17 protein-coding genes and 1 rRNA gene are annotated in these 20,834 nt (G+C 63.3%); 6 read left to right on the forward strand and 12 right to left on the reverse strand.

Going from position 1 to position 20,834, the window contains the following annotated elements; genetic code table 11:
- Positions 1-363 (reverse strand): 16S ribosomal RNA (locus tag WC704_RS12150); the annotation flags it as partial.
- Between the two features lie 433 nt (positions 364-796).
- On the opposite strand from WC704_RS12150, the gene WC704_RS12155 reads away from it, so the two are divergent.
- On the forward strand, positions 797-2,290 hold the full coding sequence (locus WC704_RS12155; protein WP_372890232.1) for a lipopolysaccharide biosynthesis protein: 1,494 nt from the start codon (positions 797-799) through the stop codon (positions 2,288-2,290).
- On the opposite strand, the gene WC704_RS12160 is transcribed toward WC704_RS12155, so the two are convergent.
- Positions 2,287-2,715, reverse strand: coding sequence for a CBS domain-containing protein (locus WC704_RS12160; RefSeq protein WP_372890234.1), 429 nt, complete (start codon positions 2,713-2,715; stop codon positions 2,287-2,289). The genes WC704_RS12155 and WC704_RS12160 overlap by 4 nt on opposite strands.
- Before the next feature lie 78 nt (positions 2,716-2,793).
- On the opposite strand from WC704_RS12160, the gene WC704_RS12165 reads away from it, so the two are divergent.
- The gene (locus WC704_RS12165; RefSeq protein WP_372890236.1) at positions 2,794-3,069 is read left to right on the forward strand and encodes a hypothetical protein; all 276 of its coding nucleotides are present in this window, start codon (positions 2,794-2,796) and stop codon (positions 3,067-3,069) included.
- Between the two features lie 83 nt (positions 3,070-3,152).
- On the opposite strand, the gene WC704_RS12170 is transcribed toward WC704_RS12165, so the two are convergent.
- The 6 genes from WC704_RS12170 to hisS form a co-directional block, all read right to left on the reverse strand.
- Positions 3,153-4,679 (reverse strand): DUF4139 domain-containing protein, encoded by a 1,527-nt coding sequence (locus WC704_RS12170; protein WP_372890238.1) that lies wholly within the window; start codon positions 4,677-4,679, stop codon positions 3,153-3,155.
- 5 nt (positions 4,680-4,684) lie between these two features.
- Positions 4,685-6,100, reverse strand: coding sequence for a DUF4139 domain-containing protein (locus tag WC704_RS12175; RefSeq protein ID WP_372890239.1), 1,416 nt, complete (start codon positions 6,098-6,100; stop codon positions 4,685-4,687).
- Positions 6,101-6,193: 93 nt separating this feature from the next.
- A complete protein-coding gene (locus WC704_RS12180; protein ID WP_372890240.1) occupies positions 6,194-7,231 on the reverse strand; it encodes a DUF4167 domain-containing protein in 1,038 nt (345 codons plus the stop codon).
- Between the two features lie 255 nt (positions 7,232-7,486).
- Entirely contained in the window at positions 7,487-8,347 is an 861-nt protein-coding gene (gene prmC / locus WC704_RS12185; RefSeq protein WP_372890242.1) for a peptide chain release factor N(5)-glutamine methyltransferase, read from the reverse strand.
- A 63-nt stretch (positions 8,348-8,410) separates the two neighbouring features.
- On the reverse strand, positions 8,411-9,484 hold the full coding sequence (gene prfA / locus WC704_RS12190; protein WP_372890244.1) for a peptide chain release factor 1: 1,074 nt from the start codon (positions 9,482-9,484) through the stop codon (positions 8,411-8,413).
- Between the two features lie 142 nt (positions 9,485-9,626).
- The gene (hisS, locus tag WC704_RS12195; protein ID WP_372890246.1) at positions 9,627-10,877 is read right to left on the reverse strand and encodes a histidine--tRNA ligase; all 1,251 of its coding nucleotides are present in this window, start codon (positions 10,875-10,877) and stop codon (positions 9,627-9,629) included.
- A gap of 235 nt (positions 10,878-11,112) precedes the next feature.
- Between hisS and WC704_RS12200 the strand changes: the two genes are divergently transcribed.
- The 4 genes from WC704_RS12200 to ppa all read left to right on the forward strand — a co-directional run bounded on the left by WC704_RS12200 (position 11,113) and on the right by ppa (position 15,192).
- Positions 11,113-11,940: a sulfite exporter TauE/SafE family protein gene (locus WC704_RS12200; RefSeq protein ID WP_372890248.1), complete on the forward strand. Its 828-nt coding sequence runs from the start codon at positions 11,113-11,115 to the stop codon at positions 11,938-11,940.
- Positions 11,941-11,976: 36 nt separating this feature from the next.
- Entirely contained in the window at positions 11,977-12,624 is a 648-nt protein-coding gene (locus tag WC704_RS12205) for a DUF1345 domain-containing protein (protein ID WP_372890250.1), read from the forward strand.
- A 68-nt stretch (positions 12,625-12,692) separates the two neighbouring features.
- A complete protein-coding gene (locus WC704_RS12210) occupies positions 12,693-14,600 on the forward strand; it encodes a M61 family metallopeptidase (protein WP_372890252.1) in 1,908 nt (635 codons plus the stop codon).
- A gap of 40 nt (positions 14,601-14,640) precedes the next feature.
- Positions 14,641-15,192, forward strand: a complete 552-nt coding sequence (gene ppa, locus WC704_RS12215; RefSeq protein ID WP_372890254.1) for an inorganic diphosphatase — start codon at positions 14,641-14,643, stop codon at positions 15,190-15,192.
- Positions 15,193-15,326: 134 nt separating this feature from the next.
- On the opposite strand, the gene WC704_RS12220 is transcribed toward ppa, so the two are convergent.
- From WC704_RS12220 to WC704_RS12235, 4 genes are all read right to left on the reverse strand, one after another.
- Positions 15,327-16,628 carry a UDP-glucose/GDP-mannose dehydrogenase family protein gene (locus WC704_RS12220; protein ID WP_372890256.1) on the reverse strand — a complete coding sequence of 434 codons (1,302 nt, stop codon included), beginning with the start codon at positions 16,626-16,628 and terminating at the stop codon, positions 15,327-15,329.
- A 223-nt stretch (positions 16,629-16,851) separates the two neighbouring features.
- Positions 16,852-17,997: an OmpA family protein gene (locus WC704_RS12225; protein WP_372890258.1), complete on the reverse strand. Its 1,146-nt coding sequence runs from the start codon at positions 17,995-17,997 to the stop codon at positions 16,852-16,854.
- Between the two features lie 142 nt (positions 17,998-18,139).
- Positions 18,140-18,643, reverse strand: coding sequence for a DUF2793 domain-containing protein (locus WC704_RS12230; protein WP_372890260.1), 504 nt, complete (start codon positions 18,641-18,643; stop codon positions 18,140-18,142).
- Between the two features lie 12 nt (positions 18,644-18,655).
- Positions 18,656-20,833, reverse strand: coding sequence for a phage tail protein (locus WC704_RS12235; RefSeq protein WP_372890262.1), 2,178 nt, complete (start codon positions 20,831-20,833; stop codon positions 18,656-18,658).
- Position 20,834: the final 1 nt, after the last annotated feature.

A 20,834-nucleotide genomic window follows, 5' to 3' on the forward strand; every position in this document is an offset into this window, starting at 1 on the left:
GCTGGATCAGGCTTTCGCCCATTGTCCAATATTCCCCACTGCTGCCTCCCGTAGGAGTCTGGGCCGTGTCTCAGTCCCAGTGTGGCTGATCATCCTCTCAGACCAGCTAAGGATCGTCGCCTTGGTGCGCCTTTACCACACCAACTAGCTAATCCTACGCGGGCTCATCCTCAGGCGATAAATCTTTGATCTTACGACATCATCCGGTATTAGCAGCAATTTCTCGCTGTTATTCCGAACCTGAGGGCAGATTCCCACGCGTTACGCACCCGTGCGCCACTAAGGCCGAAGCCTTCGTTCGACTTGCATGTGTTAGGCATGCCGCCAGCGTTCATTCTGAGCCATGATCAAACTCTCAAGTTTATGACCGGCTTCATCGCAGTGGAATTCCACGATCAAACCAGCATCTCTAGGAGCTGCTCTGCACATATCTTTACGTATGGAAACGTGAAGGACATGTAGGAACAGCTTAGCTTTGAACGATCCAACGGGCCTAAAGAACCCGAAAAACCGTGAAGCCGCCGCCCACATGTCCCTTCATCTTAAACCAACAATGTCAAAGAGCGCAAAATACCGACGCCTTGCTCAACCCTTCTTTCAAAGGCCAAGCCGAGCGCCGAAAATTTGGTGACCGTAGAAGCGATCCGTGTGGGCCACCGCTGCGGTGAAACCCCTCTAGGCAGACCGTTTGATTCGGTCAAACCCTTTTTTGCAATTTTCTTTCACTGCCCGGCCAAACCCGCAGAAATCTGCGGATTTAAGGGTCTTTAAGGGCTTGTGCGCTACCCGCCTGCGGATGGACGCCCCTACCCAATCCGCGAATCCCCCAGCCGAATCGCTGTCGAATCAGGTGCGTAGCGCCGTAATCTGGCGTTCGGGCAGCCAGATTCTCGCGCAAATTGTGCAATGGGCCGCGACCTTTCTCGTGATTCGTATCCTTGATCCGCACGATTATGGCCTGTTTGCGATGACCGGGGTGGTGCTGGTCTTCCTCAACATGCTCAACGGCTATGGCCTGGCGAGCGGACTGATCCAGAAGGCCGAGATCAGCCCGCGCGACATCCGGCAATTGTTCGGAATGTTGCTACTCCTCAATGGAGCGCTTGCCGCTGCGCAGGTTCTCCTGCTCGCGCCGGCTGCAGCGGCTTATTACCGCCAGCCGATCGTCGCCCATATGCTGCAGGTCCAGGCGCTGCTCTATTTGACGACCCCCTTTATCGCGCTGCCTTATGCGCTGTTGTCGCGCACGCTCGAATTCAAACTGCAGGCGCGGGTCAATATTCTCGCGTCGCTCGCCAGTGCGAGCGCGGCGCTGGGCGGCGCGATGGCGGGATTGGGTGTGTGGACGCTGGTGCTCGCCCCGTTGGTCCTGTTTACCGTGCGGGCGGTGGGGATGACGATCGTCGCCAAATCTTTGGTGTGGCCGAGCTTCGATTTTCGCGGTGCGGGCAGGCTGGCGCGCTATGGCGGGGTGATGGCAATCGGCCAACTGTTCTGGTTTGCACAGAGCCAGGCCGATGTGTTCATTGCCGGGCGCCATTTCTCCCCGCACACGCTCGGCATCTATACCGAAGGCCTGTTCCTGACGCAGGTGTTCGTCTCCAAATTCGTGCCGCCGCTCAATGAAGTCGCCTTTTCGGCCTATGCGCGAATCCAGCATGATCGCGCGCTAGTCGCTGCGGCCTTTGCGCGATCGGTGCGGATCATCATGATTGCGGCGCTCCCTTTCTATTTCGGCCTTGCCGCCACCGCCGAGCCGCTGGTGCTGACGGTGCTTGGTGAAAAGTGGCGCGAAGCCGCGCCGGTCGTGCATTTGCTGGCGTTGGCCATGCCGTTCATGACGCTGCAAGTGTTGCTACAACCGGCGTGCGACGCGTGCGGCCGACCGGGGATTGGCGTGCGCAACGGCGCGGTTGGTGCGTTGGTACTGGCGATCGGCTTTCTGGTCGGGGTGCGTTGGGGTGCAACCGGCCTCGCCACGGCGTGGATCTGCGCTTATCCGGTCTATCTCGGCGTCAGTCTGTGGCGATCACTGCCCGTCATCGGCACCTCGCCGCGCGCCATTGCCGACGCAATCGCGCCAGCGTTGCTCGCCGCGCTGGCGATGGCACTGGTGGTGACGCTGGTCGATAAGGCCCTGCCCGCAATGCTACCCGGCGCACGCCTGGCTATTCTCGTGCTGGTCGGGGCAATGGTCTATTGTGGCTGGTTGCTGCTGTTTGCACGCGGCGTGCTGCGCGACGTGATTGCGACAGTGCGCAAGCAACCCGCCACGCTGGCAACCGCTTAAGCCGACTGGATGTAACTGCGCATCGCCTCGGCGTCGGCCTCAATCCGGTCGATGCGATATTTGACCAGATCGCCGATCGACACGAAGCCGATCACCGTGTCGCCGTCGACCACCGGCAAATGCCGAATCCGTCGCCGTGTCATCAATGACAATGCCCCGATTACCGCCTCCCCCGGGGTCACGGTGATGGGCGGCGCGGTCATCGTATCGCCGACGCTGCGCGCCATTGCCTCTGCGCCATGTGCGTCGATCGCGTGGATCACGTCGCGTTCGGAAAAAATCCCGACGACGCGGTTGCCCTCCATCACCGGCACCGCACCGACGCGGCGCGTCGCCAGCACCGCCACTGCGTCGCCCACGGTCTGCTGCGCGGTGATCGAAATTACTTCACGGCCCTTATTGCCCAGGATTGCTGCGATCGTCATCGGCTCTCTCCTACTGCGCTCGTCATCCGAGTCTCTCAGGCGCTTGAGGATTTCACGTTTCGCGCCCTATGGGAAGCAATGACGACTCCACCCGGCCTCGATGATCCCGCTTATGCGGCTTTCGCCTGGGCGCGCTTTCGCCGCATCCTCGGCTGGATGGCGGTGCTGGCAGCGCTGTTCATCGTCGCGGCGATCGTGGTGCTGCAGCATTTTTATGGGCCGATGGGATGGGTCGCGATCCTCGCGGTAATCGGCGGCGCAGGCGGATCGATCATGTTGAGCGCGGTGCTGATGGGGCTGATCTTCCTCAGCTCGGGTTCGGGCCATGATGAGTCGGTCGATCGACGGGACTGAGCGAGGGCCAACCGTCGGACGCTTGAGCGCGATGATTTCACTTCGCTCGAAACGAACGGAACTGGTGAAAGGATCACCCGATTCTAATCGCGGCCCTTGATGCGATAGCCGAAACTTCGGGTGCCGTTGGCGGGGATTTCCACCGACCATATCGCTTTGCCGTCCTTACGCACGAGCTTCTTGGTCATACGCGACATGCGCGGCAAATTCTCGCCCGCGAAACGCGCCTCGAAACGGACAGGATAGGAATTGGCGTTGCGCGCCGTCAGGCGATAGGCCTCCCAATCTTTACCGCTCGCAGGATGCGCGCTTTCGATCGTCACTTGCGTGGCTTCGGCGACACCGGCTTCGACCTCCTCACCCACCGCCTTGTCGGCGATCGCGCCCTCCCCGATTAACAGCGCGGTGTCGCCGCGCCGCTGGAATAAGGCGACAGGTCCCGCCGGAAGCGGCACGCCCAGCCCCTGATCGGTGCGGTTGCGCAGGCGCAGCGTGATCCGGGGCGGGGTGGCATCGCCATCGCTGTCGATCGTGGACACATAGATAATGCCGACCGGCACTGCGACGCGATCGAGCAAGGCGACCTGCTTTTGCGCGAGCGCGGCGACGGTGGTGCGATCGGGCACGCGGTAGAGTTTCAGATCGCCGAGATCCTCCTGCTGCACGAACCCTGCGACCCTGACGCGACTGCCGGTGACCACGATATCCATCGCCATCGGTGCAGGTGCGGATACGACGAGTGCGGGTGCCGGCGGAGCCAACGCCGCCAGTACCGGAATCTCGATCGGGCGAGCGAAACACGTAAAGGTAAGCGACTCGTCGCGCGCGCTCCACGCCGGATTGGGCGCGCTGCCCTCTCGTTTGACCGCGCCCGCAACCACCATCGTCTCGGCATCGGCGAAGCTGGTGGTGTCGCTGCTGGCGAGCGTCACCCACGCGAGCAGATCGGCGCTTTGGCCATCTGGGCGCAGCGTCGCGACATAATTGGCCTGCCAGTCAAACCCCCACGCGAGATAGGAGAGCGTAACGGTAACGCTCGCTGCGGCGGGCGAATCGAGCTCGACCGACAGCGTTGGCTTGGCAGCAAGCGTAGGGGGCACGCGGTTATAGACCAGCGCATCCTGCGATGGCGCGCAATCGGCGGCGATGAAGCCGTCGCGCGTCTGCAGGATCGCAGCACCATCCGGCCCCGAGCGGAGGATCGCTTCCTCCTCGACGATGCGTTTGGCGATCGTATGCCGGATCGTCACAGGACGGCCAAAGCTGCCCGCGTAAAGGCTGCGCGGCGAGAGCAGATCGGCGTCGAGATTCTTCTCGCGCACGCCGTGCGGCAGGCCGGTGACGATCGCGCTTTCGGGCAAAATCCCTGCCGCGACGCCTTCGAACCGCAACGTCGTCCGCCCCGCCGGAATGGTGACACGGCGCTGTTCGGTGATGAGTGCATAGCCTTGCAGCCAGGCGCGATCGATCGCCTGATCGGGCGCACGCCGGGGGGCACGGTAGATCGTCACGGCAACGCGGTCGGGCGCGGGCGACACCGTTTGCGCGGGCGCCGCGCTCGCCAGCGCGCCGACCAGCAATGCCAGCAACCAGCGCAGAACGCGCCGCACCGCGCTCAGAACCGCGTGTCGAAGGTCGCGGTGACGCTCGCCGTTCCGTTGGCGGGAACGGCGACGTGCCACACCGCCTCATCGGCATCGACGCGCGTGCTCGGCTGGCTTTCGTCGGTGATCTTCGTGTCGTGCCACCAACCGTCGAGCCCGGCCTGGGCGAGCTCGACCGTCACGCCCTGCGCGCGCGCATTGGTGAGGGTATAGCGCATCGTCGTGCGCCAGCGATTGTCGGAAATCCGCTCGCGTTTCTCGACCACCGGCAGGATCTTTACGTCGAACGCTTCACCAGTCTTGAGCGCGAGCTTCGATCCCATCGGGGTATGCGGGATTTCGCTCTCGCCGATGAATTGCGGCGCGCCACGCGCATCGCGCATATAGACGCGTACCGTGCCTGCGGGCAGCGCGTCGCCGAGCCCGCCCTCGCGCGACGAGCTGAACTTCAGAACCGTGTCGACGCTGACCGCCTCGTCAAGCTTTTGCAGCCAGGGGTTGCGATAGAAATAGGTCTTGGCGGCAGGAGCCCCCGCCACATCAAGGAAGCTGACCTGCTTGGTCTGTGCGTTGGCAATCGTGGTGCGCTCGGCCAACGGATAGAGGTAAAAGTCGCCGAGTTGCTCGCGGCCCGCCGTCTCGGTGCCGGGCCGGTTGCCGCGCGAGCCGGGCGTGCCGCGACCACCGTAAAAGCTCGGACGATTGCCGCCATCAACGGTGTCGACCGCGCCCGCGACCAGCAATGTTTTGGCGGCGTTGAAGGTGGTGCCGGTGGTATTGGTCAGAGTGACCCAGCCCTGCACGTCGAGTTTGCCCACCTTCTCATCGAACAAGGCGACATAGTCCGCCTTCCACCCCAGCCCGCGCGACAGATAGTTGAGCGTGGCCGGGCGCGTGCCCGCGTTCGCGCTATCGAGCGTTACCGACAAGGTCGGCCGCGCACGCAGATTGGTGGGAAGCGACGGGAAAACCACGCGGCCACCGCTGCGATCGAGGATCTCGATCCGGTCGCCAACCTGGACAATGGTGCCGCCATTATTGGCGAGCACGCGCGCCGTCTCGCGCGTTTCCGCGCCGGTCGCCGGGTTGGTACGCACCAGTGTCACGCTCTGGCCAACCGATTTGCTCATCAGCGTTTCGGGCGAGAGCAAGTCGTAATCGAAATTCTGTTCGATGATCCCGGCACCGGCGGCGGTGAGCGTCACCGTCTCGGGGCGGATTTGCGCGGAGACGTCGGCAAATTCCTGGCGCGACCGGCCGCGCGGCAGCGCAAGCTGGCGGGTGTCCTGGATCAACGCCAGATCATTATTGTAGATGGTAACCGCAAGATCACCCTGCGCGCTGGTCGCAACCGGGTCGGGGGCTGCGCTCTGAGCGATCGCCACGCCGGGCAAGCAGAGCATCGTCGTCGCCAGCCACATGCGCATGTCATCGCTCTCCCGTTATCGCGGGCCTAGGCTATGGATATAACAGCGATGTTACAACCCTATCGTCAGGCCCGCGAAACGGTGAGCGGTCGTTTACTCGCCTGGCGTGCTGGCTGTGCTGCCAGGTGGGCGGCCGCGACGACGGCGTGGCTTCTCGATCAAATCGTCATCGCTGTCGGGCTCAACAACGGCGGAGACGTTGAGCGACGGCGGCAGGCGATCCGCAGTGAAGCCGCTATCCTCACCAGCGTCTTGCACAACGGCCACCGCAACGGGTTCGCGCCGGGGACGGCCACGACCGCGACGCGGTGCCTCCGCGACCGGCTCGACCGCAACCACACCCTCGAGTGCCGGTGCGCCTTCAAAGGGTGTAATCGCTTCGACCGTGGCCGCCGCTTCGGTTGCCTCAGGGGCACGCGTAACGCGATCTTCCCGTTCGTAGCGCTCGCCACGCGGACGACGTTCGCCGCGCTCCTCGCGCGGTGCATCGGCCTGGCGCTCATAACCGCCCTCGCCGCCCTGAGCGTTGCCATTCGCCCGGCCACGCCCGCGATCGTCATAGCCTTGGCCTACGCCACGCTGTTCGGATGCGCCGTTTTGGGGTGCGGCATTCTGATTGCCATTCTGCTGATGGCCACCATTTTGGTTATAGGTGCGATTGCCATCCGGACGCCCGTCCTGGCGATTGCCGTCCTGGCGATACCCGTTCTGCTGGCCGTTGCCGTGCTGGCCGCCGCGCGGCTGGTCGCCCCGCTGCTGGTCAGCGCGCGGCTGCTCCTGAGCGCGCTCGCCTTCATCCTCATAATCGGGCTCGTCTTCATCGAGCGTCGCGCCCTGGATGCGGCGGGTCGATGGCGCGCCGCCATTTTCCTCGAAGCGCGCGCGAGTCTCGGCCAGCACGCGGAAGTAATGATCGGCAAATTGCAGATAATATTCGACGTTGACGCGGTCACCCTGCATCTGCGCATCGCGCGCGAGCGTCTTATATTTCTCGAGCAATTGGGCGGCATTGCCGCGCGCACGATTGTCGATGCGATTGCCGGTATCCTGACGACCCGGATTGCCACCCGACGAGCGCTGCTGCTGCCCGCCACGACCGCGACGGCGGCCGGCCTGACGATTATTGATCAAGTTCTTGTTGTCCTGTGCTTGGAAACCAACCCGGCCGTGCTCCAATAAATCTGGATGCAAATGCCCCCGGCACCGCCGCCGACCATCGGCAACGCGCGCCCGCCACGGTCGCCGGACGACAGCGACTGCATGACTAAGGATGCAGGCTACAGCCCGTTTTCAACCAGTTGCGATGAAAACGCGAGCCCCTGCGCCGTTCAATAGCGACTGCAAAGCCAATCGCCAAGCGGAATATTATGACCGTCGCGTGACCAATTAGGACGATGCGGTTGCGATCACCGCGCGCGGACGCCCACCGAGATCGTGGCGCAGCGCCACGGCAAACCCTTGCGCTTCCATCAGCGCGGTGACCGCCTCCGCCTGTGTCGCCCCAATCTCCAGGATTGCGGCCCCGCCGGGCGCGAGCAAGCGGGGCAATTGTGGGGCGATGCGGCGATAGTCGTCGAGCCCATCCGAGCCAGCGAACAGCGCCGCTCCCGGTTCGTGCTCGCGCACTTCGGCGGGAAGGTCCTCGCCGGTGCCGATATAAGGCGGGTTGGACAAAATCAGGTCGAAAGACCCGGCCACGCCCTCGGCCCAATCGCCGCGCCGGAGGGTCGCGCGCTCACCCAGCCCCAGGGCAAGGCGATTGCGCTCGGCATAGGCCAGCGCGTCGAGCGACGCATCGACGCCCAGCCCGGTGGCCCCAGGCCATTGGTCGAGCGCGGCCAGCAACAAAGTACCGGGCCCAGTGCCCAGATCGAGAATGGTCTTGGGGCCAGCCGTGCCGAAATGATCGACTGCCGCCTCGATCAGCGTCTCGCTATCGGCGCGCGGCACCAGCACGCCTGGCCCCACCGCCAGTTCGATCGTCCAGAAGGCACGGCTGCCGGTGATATAAGCGATCGGCTCATGCGCGAGCCGCCGCGCCAGCAGTGGGCCGAAGCTGTGCGGCGTGGGGGAATCGAGCCGCTGCAACAACAGCGTTTCGCGCGAAATGCCGAGCGCGTGCGCCATCAACAGTTCAGCATCGAGCCGTGGGGTCGCCGAGACAGGAGTAAGCGCGGTGGTTGCCGAAGCGAGCGCGCCTCTAACTCCCCTCCCGCGTGCGGGAGGGGTTGGGGGAGGGGCTGTCATAATTCGTACCGCGCGCTTGTCGCACTGCCCTCCCCCAGCCCCTCCCGCACGCGGGAGGGGAGTTTAAGAGTCAAGGCTCGCCAGCCGCTCGGCCTCGTCCTGCGCGATCAGCGCGCCGAGCAACTCATCCATCTCGCCCGCCAGAATCTCGGGCAACCGGTGCAGTGTCAGATTGATGCGGTGGTCGGTCACGCGCCCTTGCGGGAAATTGTACGTCCGAATCCGCTCCGAGCGATCGCCCGAACCGACCATCGATTTGCGCGCGCCCGCGCGCTCCTGATGCAGGCGGTCGCGCTCGGCCTCGTACAAACGTGTGCGCAGCACGCGCATCGCCTTGGCCTTGTTCTTGTGCTGGCTCTTCTCGTCCTGCTGGATGACGGTCAGGCCCGTCGGAATATGGACGATACGCACCGCCGAATCGGTGGTGTTGACCGATTGCCCACCCGGCCCCGACGAGCGGTAAATGTCGATGCGCAGATCCTTGTCCTCGATCTTGACGTCGACTTCCTCGGCCTCGGGCAACACCGCGACGGTGGCGGCGGAGGTGTGGATGCGCCCCTGCGCCTCGGTCGCGGGCACGCGCTGCACGCGGTGGACGCCGCTTTCGAACTTCAACTTGGCGAACACACCCTTGCCCTCGACCGAGGCGATCGCTTCCTTGAAGCCGCCGCTTTCGGACGAGGACGTCGAGATCAGCTCCACCCGCCAGCCCTGGCTTTCGGCGTAGCGTTGATACATGCGGAACAGGTCGGCGGCGAACAAGGCGGCCTCGTCCCCGCCGGTTCCGGCGCGGATTTCGAGCATCGCCGCGCGTTCATCGGCCGCATCGCGCGGCAGCAGCGACAGCGCCAGCGCACGCTCGGCGACCGGCAAGCGCTCGCGGATCGTGTCGATCTCCTCGCGCGCCATCGTCTTGATCTCGGGGTCGCCGTCATCTTCCATGCCGGCCAGCACGTCGAGCTCGGCGCGCAACCGCCGCACCTCACCCGCAGCCTGCGCGACGGGTTCGAGTTCGGCATATTCCTTCGACACCTGGACGAAGCGGTCCGACGGCAAATCCCCGGTCGCCATCAGCGCCGAAAGCTCGTCGCGCCGCGCCTCGATCTGGCGGATGCGTTCGGGGGAGATGGAGGTCATGCGCGCCCTTTACCCCCCGCCGTGCTCCTGCGCAGGCAGGAGCCTAGGGTTGCGAAGGACATCGCCCGGAACCCTGGGCTCCGGCTTTCGCCGGAGAACAACGGGTGTCGACGGGAATGGGAGAATGTGAACGCCACGGCGGTCATTCGCCGTCGTCTCGCGCCAGCAAGGCAAGAAGCTTTTCTTCAATGCGTTCGACATTCTCTCGTAGCATTTGAAGGCGCCTGATAACCTTTCCATCTGCGACCCGAACTGATTCAATCGCGCTCGGCTTTTCCTTGACTGCTTTGTCGAAGCGCTTGCGAGGTGATCCGCTGGCGACCAGCGTGGCACTCCAGCCATGTCGGCGAAATCGCGTGACCGCAGTCAAAGCAGCGGGGATTGCGTTATCTTCTTCAGCAACAACTGCAACATCCGGCCAATCCGCCTCCGGCTCCTCCAACAACATCGCCAGCCGCTCGATCCCCGCGGCCCAGCCAACGCCCGCCGTCTCCGGTCCGCCAAGCGACCCGATCAACCCATCATAGCGCCCGCCAGCCAGCACGGTGCCTTGCGCGCCCAAGCGATCGGTCACGAACTCGAACGCGGTGTGCCGGTAATAATCGAGCCCGCGCACCAGCCGCGCATTGCGCGTCCACGCCACGCCCGCCGCATCCAGCCCCGCCGTCACCGCATCAAAGAACGCGCGCGCTTCGGGCGTCAGATAGGCGTCGACATCGGGCGCCGAATCCGCCACCGGCCGATCGCGCGGGTCTTTCGAATCCAGAATGCGCAGCGGGTTCTTCTCCAACCGCGTCAGGCTGTCCTCGCTCAGCACATCCCGATGCGCCTCGAAATGCGCGACCAAAGCCGCGCGCCACGCATCGCGCGTCTCGGCATCGCCCAGCGTATTGAGCTGCAACGTCACGCCCTCGGCAATGCCCAGTTCGTGCAGCAACTGGTCCGCCAGCACGAGCAATTCGACATCCGCCGCCGGTTCTGCCGCGCCGATCACCTCGGCGTCGATCTGGTGAAATTGCCGGTAGCGCCCCTTTTGCGGGCGCTCATAGCGGAACACCGGCCCATGCGTGGCGATCTTGAGCGGCGCATATTGCTGCCAACCCTCGGTCAGATACGCGCGCGCGATCCCGGCGGTAAATTCGGGCCTGAGCGTCAGCGAATCACCGCCGCGATCCTCGAAGGTGTACATCTCCTTCGACACTACATCGGTCGACTCGCCGAGCGAGCGCGCGAACACCGCCGTGGACTCGAACACGGGCAGTTCAACGCGTTGGAAACAATAGAGCCGCCGCACGCGATCGAAGGTATCGACCACGCGCGCGAAGCGCCGTTGATCGTCGCCGAAAATGTCCTGCGTGCCGCGAATGCGTTTGGGAGTTTCGATACGTGCCATAAAGGCTGGCTCTCTAAGCGAGCCGGGCACCAAGCGCCAGATGCTTGTGCGTCTTCGCCATGACAGCGCTTGACACAGCCTTCGCTGCATCGCAGCATCCTCGCAACGGGGCGGCAACAGTTCCCTTCTCAGCATCTGCAGGAATCCACCCGGCTCGCTTCGGAAAGGTAGCCATGCGTCTGTTTGCTTCCCAAAGTCCCGCTATTTCCCGTCCCTGTACCGTCACCATCGCCGCATGAGCCTGTTGATCGCATGGGGGCCCGCGATCATAGCCCTGCTCGCCGCCGGCCTGTTCGCCGGTTTTGCCGCCGGACTGTTCGGCATCGGTGGCGGATTCGTCGTTGTGCCGGCAATGGTGGCGCTGCTGCCGCTGCTCGGCGGCAGCCATGCCGAATATACGCATGTCGCGATCGGCACATCCTTCGCCACGATCGTGATTACCGCTTTGCGCTCGACCCTGTCGCACGCCAAACGCGGCGCGGTTGATTTCACGATCCTGAAAAGCTGGGCGCCGTGGATTATCGGCGGGGTCGGCATCGGCGTGATGCTCGCACGCGTCCTGACCGGCCAGGCGCTTTCGATCATCTTTGCGGTTGGCATCACGCTGATGTCGATCAACTTCCTCGTGCCAAAGCTCGCGCGTCGGCAAGTCAGCGATACGATGCCAACCGGGGTGGTGCGGGCCGGAATCGCCGGCAGCCTCGGCATCTTCTCCTCGTTGCTCGGCATTGGCGGCGGCACCGTGGCGGTGATCGTGATGACGCTGTGCGGTCGCTCGATCCACAAGGCGATCGCAACGGCGGCGGGCTTCGGCTTCATCATCGCGGTGCCGGGCACGATCGGCTGGATGCTGATCGGCCTGGGCAAGCCCGGCCTGCCGATCGGATCGATTGGCTATGTCAATTTCCTGGGGGCGGCGATCATCACATCAATGTCGATCCTCACCGCGCCGCTCGGCGTCGCCGCCGCCCATGCCCTGCCCGCCGAGCCGCTCAAGCGCGTATTTGGCGTGTACTTGCTGTTCATTGCCGGAATCATGTTCAATCGCGCTCTGCATATGTGATTTGCGCCGGGTCAAAAGCGCGGTAGCACCGCGCCGATGACCCTGAACCTCGGCAAGAGAATCGCCCCGCCCCGCTTCATCCTGTTCACGATTCTGTTCGTGGGTGGACTGTTCGTCGCCATCCCGACCTTTGGTTGGGGGCGCGGCACGATGGGAGCGTTCGATGTCGCGGCGGCGGTGTTCCTCGTCGCGATTTCGACCTTGCTGCGCAAGGGCAAGGCAGACCAGATGCGGCAAGCGGCGACCGCGAACGACGCCAATCGCGCGGGCCTGCTGGTGCTGACCGGGTTGACGATGGTCGTCATCCTCACCTCGGTCGCCAAGGAAATGCAGGAAAAAGCCAATCTCGTCGCGACCGTGCTCGTCATCGCGACACTGGTGCTGGCCTGGCTGTTTTCCAATTCGGTCTATGCGCTGCATTACGCGCATCTCTTTTACTCGGATTGCGACGATGACGGAAAAGACGCGGGCGGCCTGGAATTCCCCAATTGTGCCGAGCCCGATTATTGGGACTTCCTATATTTCAGCTTCACGCTCGGCATGACCTTCCAGACCTCCGACGTCGAAATCTCCTCGCGCCAGATTCGTCGGGTCACGCTCGGTCATTGCCTCGCGGCGTTCGTCTTCAACATCGGGGTGTTGGCCTTCACCATCAACGTGCTGGGCAGCAGCAGTACGGCCTAGACTGGACGCCGCCCGCATTAGCCGCTTAAACCCCTGTTACAGCTCTCCTTTAACCGAAAGACTCCCGAATGATCCGTCGCGCCGCGCTGACTGCCCTGTTGCTCGCCACCACCACCCCGGTGCTGGCGGAAAATTCCAAGCCGCAACCGGTGCCGTTTGTCGACACGATCCCTGCCGCGCAGGACATCCGCTTCCCCGGTACAATCACGCTGGACATCAATGCGACCGACACGCATCGCGGCATTTTCACCACGCGTGAGACGATCAGCGGCGTTTCGGCCGGTCCTATGGTGCTGCTCTTCCCGAAATGGCTGCCCGGCAACCACTCCCCGACGGGCCAACTCGACAAGCTCGCCGGGCTGCACATCCGCGCTGGCGGCAAGGAGCTGGCGTGGACGCGCGACCCGGTTGATGTCTACGCCTTCCACATCGACGTGCCTGCCGGGGCCAAGGCGCTCGATATCGACCTGCAATTCCTCTCCGCCACCGTCGGCGATCAGGGCGCGGTGGTGATGTCGCCCAACATGCTGCGACTGCAGTGGAATTCGATGAGCCTCTATCCGGCAGGCTATTTCACCCGGCAGATTCCGGTAAAGGCGACCGTTAAATATCCGACGGGCTGGACCGCCTCATCGGGCCTGCCGTCGAAAGCGACTGGCTCGACCTACAGCTATGATCTGACCAATTATGAGATTTTGATCGATTCGCCGGTGCTCGCCGGGCGCTATTACAAGCAGTGGCCGCTCAGCCCGCGCGTCAATCTCGACGTCTATGCCGACAATGCCGCCGAACTCACCGCAACCCCCGAACAGATCGACGCGCACAAGAAGCTCGTCGAACAGGCGGTCAAGGTTTACGGCGCGCAGCATTACGACACCTATGAATTTCTGCTGTCGATCTCCGATGTGATGGGCGGCATTGGGCTCGAACATCACCGCTCGTCCGAGGATGGCGTGCGCCTCGGCTATTTCACCAAGTGGAAGGATGGCCCGGGCTCGCGCAACCTGCTGCCACACGAATATAATCATAGCTGGGACGGCAAGTTCCGCCGCGGTGCCGATTTGTGGACCCCCGATTACCGCACGCCGATGCGTGGCAGCTTGCTCTGGGTCTATGAGGGCCAAACGCAATTCTGGGGCTATGTCTTCCAGGCGCGCTCGGGCCTTGTGTCCAAGCAGGACACGCTCGACGGCTATGCCTCGATCCTCGCCAGCCTCGATAATCGCCCGGCACGCAACTGGCGCGACCTGGTCGACACCACCAACGATCCGACAATTTCGCAGCGCCGCCCGAAGGGGTGGGTCAGCTATCAGCGCTCGGAAGATTATTACAATGAGGGCCTGCTGGTGTGGATGGAGGTCGACTCGATCCTGCGCAAGCAGTCGGGCGGCACCAAATCGATCGACGATTTCGCCACCAAGTTCTTTGGCCTCAACGACGGCGATTTTGGCGAGGTAACCTACACGTTCGACGATGTCGTCGCGACGCTCAACGCGATCCAGCCTTATGACTGGGCCAGCCTGCTCCACAAGCGACTGACCGAAACGGGCGAGCCAGCGCCGCTTAAAGGCTTCGAGGCCAATGGCTATAAGCTCGTTTACACCGACACGCCCTCACTCGCGTTCAAGAATGCCGAGGCCACGCGCCGGAGCACGGACTTGACCTATTCGCTGGGCATCACGCTCAACAAGGATGGCGGCGTCACCGGGGTTGGTTGGGATACGCCCGCGTTCAAGGCCGGGCTTACGATCGGCAACACCATCGTTGCCGTGAACGGCACAGTCTTCTCGGATACCGCGTTGAAAGCCGCCGTGACCGCCGCAAAGAGCGGTACCGACCAGATTGTGCTGCTGATCAAATCCAATGACAGCGTCACGCCAGTCAGCATCGACTATCATGGCGGGCTGCGCTATCCGCACCTGGAGAAAATTGGCACCGGAGAGGGTGGCTTGGATCGGTTGCTGACAGCCCGGTAAACGGCTGCATCACGGACCCGCATCAGTTTAAGGATTTGACATGCGTATCGACATGATTCCGGTCGGCAAGAGCCCGCCCGATGACCTGAACGTGATCATCGAAGTGCCAACCGGCGGCGAACCGGTGAAGTATGAGTTCGACAAGGCCAGCGGCGCGCTGTTCGTCGACCGCATCCTGCACACGCCGATGCGCTATCCGGCCAATTACGGCTTCGTACCCCACACGCTGTCGCCCGACGGTGATCCGCTCGATGCGCTGGTCGTTGCGCGCTCGCCCTTCATCCCGGGCTGCGTGGTGCGCGCGCGGCCAATTGCCGTGCTCAATCTGGAAGACGAAGCCGGCGGCGACGAAAAACTCGTCTGTGTGCCCGTCGATTCGACGTTCCCATATTATTCGAACGTCAACGAGCGGGGCGACATGCCCGAGATCGTGTTCGAACAGATCGAACACTTCTTCACGCACTATAAGGATTTGGAAAAGAAGAAGTGGGTGCGTATCGGCACCTGGGGCGATCGCGACGAGGCACGCCGGATCGTCATCGAAGCGATTGAACGCTACGCGGCGGCCAAGACCGACAAGGCCATCGCCTGAGGCAACCGCCACAGCGCGATCGAGCGTCAGGCTTGATCGCGCTGTGGCTGGATTTCTCCTGGTCTCACCGAAAACCGGTCTTTCCGCATAGGTGCGGCAGGCTCCGAGGGGAGCGCCGCTACCGGCATTAATCGTTACCGACCAATCGAGCTATAGGTAAACCCGGCCTTTTCGACTTCGCTTGGCGGATAGACATTGCGCAAGTCGACCATAACGGTCCCCGCCATATTCCCCGCCAGGCGCTTGAGATCGAGCGCGCGGTAAATGTCCCACTCGGTCACGATCACCACTGCATCTGCGCTGCTGGCCGCCTCATAGGCGTCGTTGCAGTAAATCACCTCGGGCATCATCGTCGCGGCAATTTCCATGCCCTCCGGATCATGCGCGCGCACCTTCGCGCCCGCATCGATGAGGCTTTGAACGATCGCAAGGCTCGGTGCGTCGCGCATGTCATCGGTATTGGGCTTGAAGGTCAGGCCCAGCACCGCAACGGTTTTGCCCTTGGCGTCGCCGCCAAGCGCCGAGATGACCTTGCGGCCCATTGCACGCTTGCGCGTGTCGTTGACCTGCACCACTGCCTCGACGATCCGTACCGGGGTCTCGTAATCCTCGGCGGTCTTCAGCAGCGCGAGCGTATCCTTGGGGAAGCACGAACCGCCATAGCCTGGCCCTGCATGAAGGAATTTTGAACCGATTCGATTATCCAGCCCGATGCCGCGCGAAACGTCCTGGACGTTTGCGCCGACCGCTTCGCACAGATCGGCGATCTCGTTGATGAAAGTGATCTTGGTCGCCAGAAACGCATTGGCCGCATATTTGATCAGTTCTGACGTGCGTCGCCCGGTAAACAGGATCGGGCTTTCGTTCAGGTAGAGCGGACGGTAAATATCGCGCATCACTTGCTGCGCGCGCGCGTCGTCGGTGCCAATGACGATGCGATCGGGCCGCTTGAAGTCGCCGATTGCGGCGCCTTCGCGCAAAAATTCGGGGTTGGAAACCACCGCGATCGGAAAATCCCCGCTCAGTTCTGCAAGAATTTCCTCGACCTTGTCGCCAGTTCCAACCGGCACCGTCGATTTGGTCACGACAACGACCGGGCCATCTATCGCAGCCGCGATCTCCCGCGTGGCAGCGAACACATAGCTGAGATCGGCATGTCCGTCGCCGCGGCGAGACGGCGTGCCAACTGCGATAAACACCGCATCCGCGCCCGATACCGCCGCCTTCAGGTCCGTCGTAAATTTAAGGCGCCCCGCCGCCACGTTGGTTGCAACCAACGTATCCAGACCCGGCTCGAAGATCGGCATCTTGCCCGCCTCGAGAGCGGCAATCTTGCCGGCGTCCTTGTCGACGCAAATCACGTCATGCCCGAAATCGGAAAAGCACGCGCCAGACACGAGGCCGACATAGCCCGAGCCAATCATCGTAATCCGCATGATGTCCCCTTAACCCAATTTTGCGAACGGCGCGCCAGCGGATCGCCGTCCTCCAGTGATGGCATTGGCGTCGCTCTAGCCGATCGTACCGACTTTGCCACCCCATCTGTACGTTGCAGCACGCGTGTATAAGCACCCACGAAAATCCGGCTGCGAAACGGCAAAAAAATAGGGAGACCGGCATCGCCGATCTCCCCAGATTTTCAACCCGTGGGACGGGAACTTAGTTGCCCGAACCCGGACCGTAGGACACTTCCACGCGACGGTTCTGCACTTCGCGAACACCATCGGCAGTCTGCACGCGCAGATGCGCAGGATCTTCACCGAACGCTTCGGTCGAGATCACGCCGTCAGCAATCGAATGCGCGGTCAGATAGGCGCGCACTGCGTCGTTGCGACGCTGCGAAAGACCGACGTTGTACTTCGGCGTACCCGAACGGTCGGTGAAACCGGCGAGCATAACGTGTGCGTTACCGCAATTCTGGTATTGCGCAATCGCGCCATCCAGGATCGCCGCTGCCTCAGGCGTCACGTCCGACTTGTCCCATTCGAAGAACACGATGAACGGCCCAGGCGAACACGGAACCACAACCGGAGCAGGCGTCGGAGCCGGCTCAGGCGCGGGTGCCGGGGCAGGAGCGGGCGCAGGTGCCGGCGGGGGAGGAGGAGGAGCAGCAGGCTCACCGAAGTTGTAGGTGAAACCGCCCAGCAAGCTGTGCGTGCGGAACTTGCCTTCGAAGGCACGCCCCGAAACGTCAACCAGCTTCACATTGTCGGCCGTGAAGAAGCGATATTTCAGCGTTGCGTCGATATGCTTGGTGATCGGAGCGCGAACGCCCGCGAGACCCTGATAGGCGAAAACCGAATCGCTGTCGTCAAGGAAGTTTTGCAGCGAATTGATCTGCGCGCGCTCCTTGACGCGAGCGATACCGACGCCGCCACCAACGAAGCCCTGCACGCCATCTTCATCACCGAAATCGACGAGGCCGTTGATCATGAAGCTGAGCGCCGACGAACGGCCCGCAGCAAGCGGATAGGAGCCAGCAGGTGCGTTGAACGGACGACCATTCTGGGCGATGCCGGGGGTGGTCAGCGTCGAGGTGTAACCATCGATCGTTGCGCTCTTGTAACCGACTTCGGCTTCGAGGCGGAACGTGCCAAGGTCATAGCCGATGGTGCCATCGACATCATAACCATAATGATGATCGACGCTTCCGGCATTCTTGATCGAATTGATGTCGAACTTGATGTCTTCCACGATCAGCGCGCCACCTTCGACGCCGACGTACCACGATTTATCGCGGGCGAGGGCAGGCGTGGCGACGAGAGCAGTGGAGGCAAGCGCCATAGCAACGGCAAGCTTCCGCATAAAAATCCCCTTCTTCTGGTTGTCACTCGGACAGCGCAAACTCCCTACCCAATGGAAGGTTTCCACGCAAGCGCACAAATAGGAGCAACTGTGGCCCAATAGCAACATCACAAAGGAAGCAGCAGCGTATAATTGCTCCGTATCACGAAGCAATAAGTCCATGTGTTCGCAGTGCGGCAAGAATCGTAGCGAGCGCCGCGCGAGCCTCGACATCGACCGTTGCCCCGCCGGTCGGCGCCGCTATCGCGGGTTGCTGTGCTCCGACGACGGCCCGCCCGGCCAGGACAAGATGCGCGCCGCGGATCTCGCCAACGCCCCAATGAACCCCATCGAACCGTGCAACGGCGGTGTCGCCCCGGCTCCAGACGGCCATTCCCTCCCGCGCCGACAGAAAGCGCCAGCCCCCGCTCGTCCAGCCTGCAACGGCCATCGCTCGCCCACTCCACGCCCCGGTGGGGGAGGAGCCGACGACCCAACACGCGCCTACGACCGGGCTGCTCGGCGGAGCATCGACGCCCACAGCTTCGACGACCGGCTGTACCGCAAAGTCCAGCAGGGTCAGCGCCTCGTTATGGGACAATTCTTTTTGCGCTTGCCCAATTTGGAGCATCGGAAGCCCGAGGCGCGCGCTCGTTTGGTCGCTCATTGTGATCCTCTCTCAAAAGATCCAGCCGGGAATCGCGATACGGGCAGGGTTCGATTCGCCATGCGCTCCTACCTGCCGCACAGCCAGCTCCACCCCGGAAATCCGGCTGGCACGCGAAAGGGTAAAGGTGGGCACTGTCGCGTCGATCGCGTCAGTTCGTCCGTCTGGATAGAGCAGCGTAATCCGGTAGGCTTCGCGCTCCTCGCCCAACGGCGCATCGACCCCGTCGATCCAGCGCAAGCCTGCCCTGCTGCGCCGGATCCACTGCACCGCAACGTCGCCGTCTCCCAGTTCCCGCCACGTCACATGGGTCGGTGAAAGCGGCAATACCGACGCGCCACCGAGCCTGAGCGTAACCTCAACCGGCCCCTCGACATCGCCTGGTCCCGACGCCATGATCCGAAGGTCGGTCCCGAGCGCGGCAACCGGCAGATCGAGCGAAACCGCCGAGTCCGCCTCGATCAACGCGAAGCGATCCCCCGTGCGCTGTGTTCCGATGGCAGCCTCGGTTCCGCGCCGCCCACGCAGGAGACCGGACAGACGCCACCGCGTCGCGGTCAATTGCGCCGCCGTGCCGAATTGCAGCATCTCGTCGCCAACCACCGCCATGTTGGCACCCACGTCGAGCGCGTTGGCATCGGCCTCCTGTAGCGCCATACCCTCATGGGCCAGTTCGACCTCGAACGCCGTCGCTCGATCGACGATCGATGCTGCGCCAAATCCTGGTGGCGTGACGATCCGCCCGATAACACCGGGCACGCCCGTGGCCCCCGCCGGCGACCAGCGCACACCACCGTCGCTGCTGTACAACAGTGCCGCCCGGCGCCAGCCCGGCTGCGTCCCCCCTGCCACGATCGTCACGCGCGGCCCCGCGAGCACGGTTTCGTCGAACGGCAATCCCTCAAACGCCGCCAGCACCGTTGTTCCGGTTGCAATGTCGGGTGCGGACAACACCCGGCCGGCGCTACCCGAGCGGGGCAGCGTCCCGGCAGCGAGCCGCACGCATTCGAGCGCGAGCACCATATGCTCGAGCGCCCACCCGGTAACCCGCCATATCCCCGCCACGCCCATGATCGTGACACACGCACCGGGAACCACCGCGAGCGCATCCCAGCCGAGCGTCACCGTGCGCCGCTCGCGCCCCGCCTCGGCGCGCGACAGCACCGCTTCTGCCATCGTCTTGGCGGTGTCTGCATCGATCGCAGCAGGCATCTCGACGCGGTCCTCGCGCGTGCCCGTGCCGGGGCGTCGAGCACGCTGGATGCCGGTCTGATAATCGCGCGCGGGATCGTAATAGGCGAGGGTCACTTGCTGCGGAACCGTCTCAAGCGCGACCACCGCGCGACCATGCTTGCCTCGCGTACCCGCTTGCGCCACCGCCTCGCCATCGGCGATCGCGCGTTCCGCCACCAGTCCCGTGCGCATCCGCAATCCGCGCCCGTCGGGCGCAAACCACGCGCCGCCTGCAACCGCCAATGTTTCCACCACGCCGCGCACGCTGTCCCCATAAGCAGCGAACCCGGCAATTGTCAGCGTACCAGCCGTGCCATCGATCACCCCATCGGTAAGCTCCCGGGTGATCGCGCCGATCGTCACCGGCATGGCATCGCCAATCACCTCGAAGGTCAGCGAGGGAATGCGGTTGCCATAATCGGCCAGTTCGAAATGCTCGAACACGGCGTAGGCGACTCCGCGATGCGCCGGGGTAAACGCCACCCCCTCGGCAGCGGCAATCAGTGGGTCAACCGCTTGCGCCTCGTCACCCGGATGCAGGCGAAAGCCGGTGGCGCTTTTGAAATCTCCGGCAGTGCCACGCAGCAACTTGCCATCGGCCCAAATTCGCCCGACGCCCTGGATCGGACGCCCAGACAATGCCACCGCGAACGAGGCCGAATAGCTGTAGCTGGTCGTGCCCGGCTGACCTTTTCCGCCACCGCTGCGCATCTTGCTTTCGATTAAATCCGTCGACCAGATGACGCAGCCGCCGACGCGCATCGTACCAAACACCCGCTGCAACGGCGTGCCATAGCTCGATGTTTGGACCTGGAGTCCGGTCAGCCGCGGGCCTTCGCGATCCTTGGGTTTGAACAGCACGTCGCGGTCGATGACGTTGCCGATCACCGCGCCAATCGCGCCACCGATCGGGCCACCCAGAAAGCGCCCAACGGTCGAAAGCACCAATGTCGCCATC

It is taken from the genome of Sphingomonas sp. (assembly GCF_041661885.1).
Taxonomy (GTDB): domain Bacteria; phylum Pseudomonadota; class Alphaproteobacteria; order Sphingomonadales; family Sphingomonadaceae; genus Sphingomonas.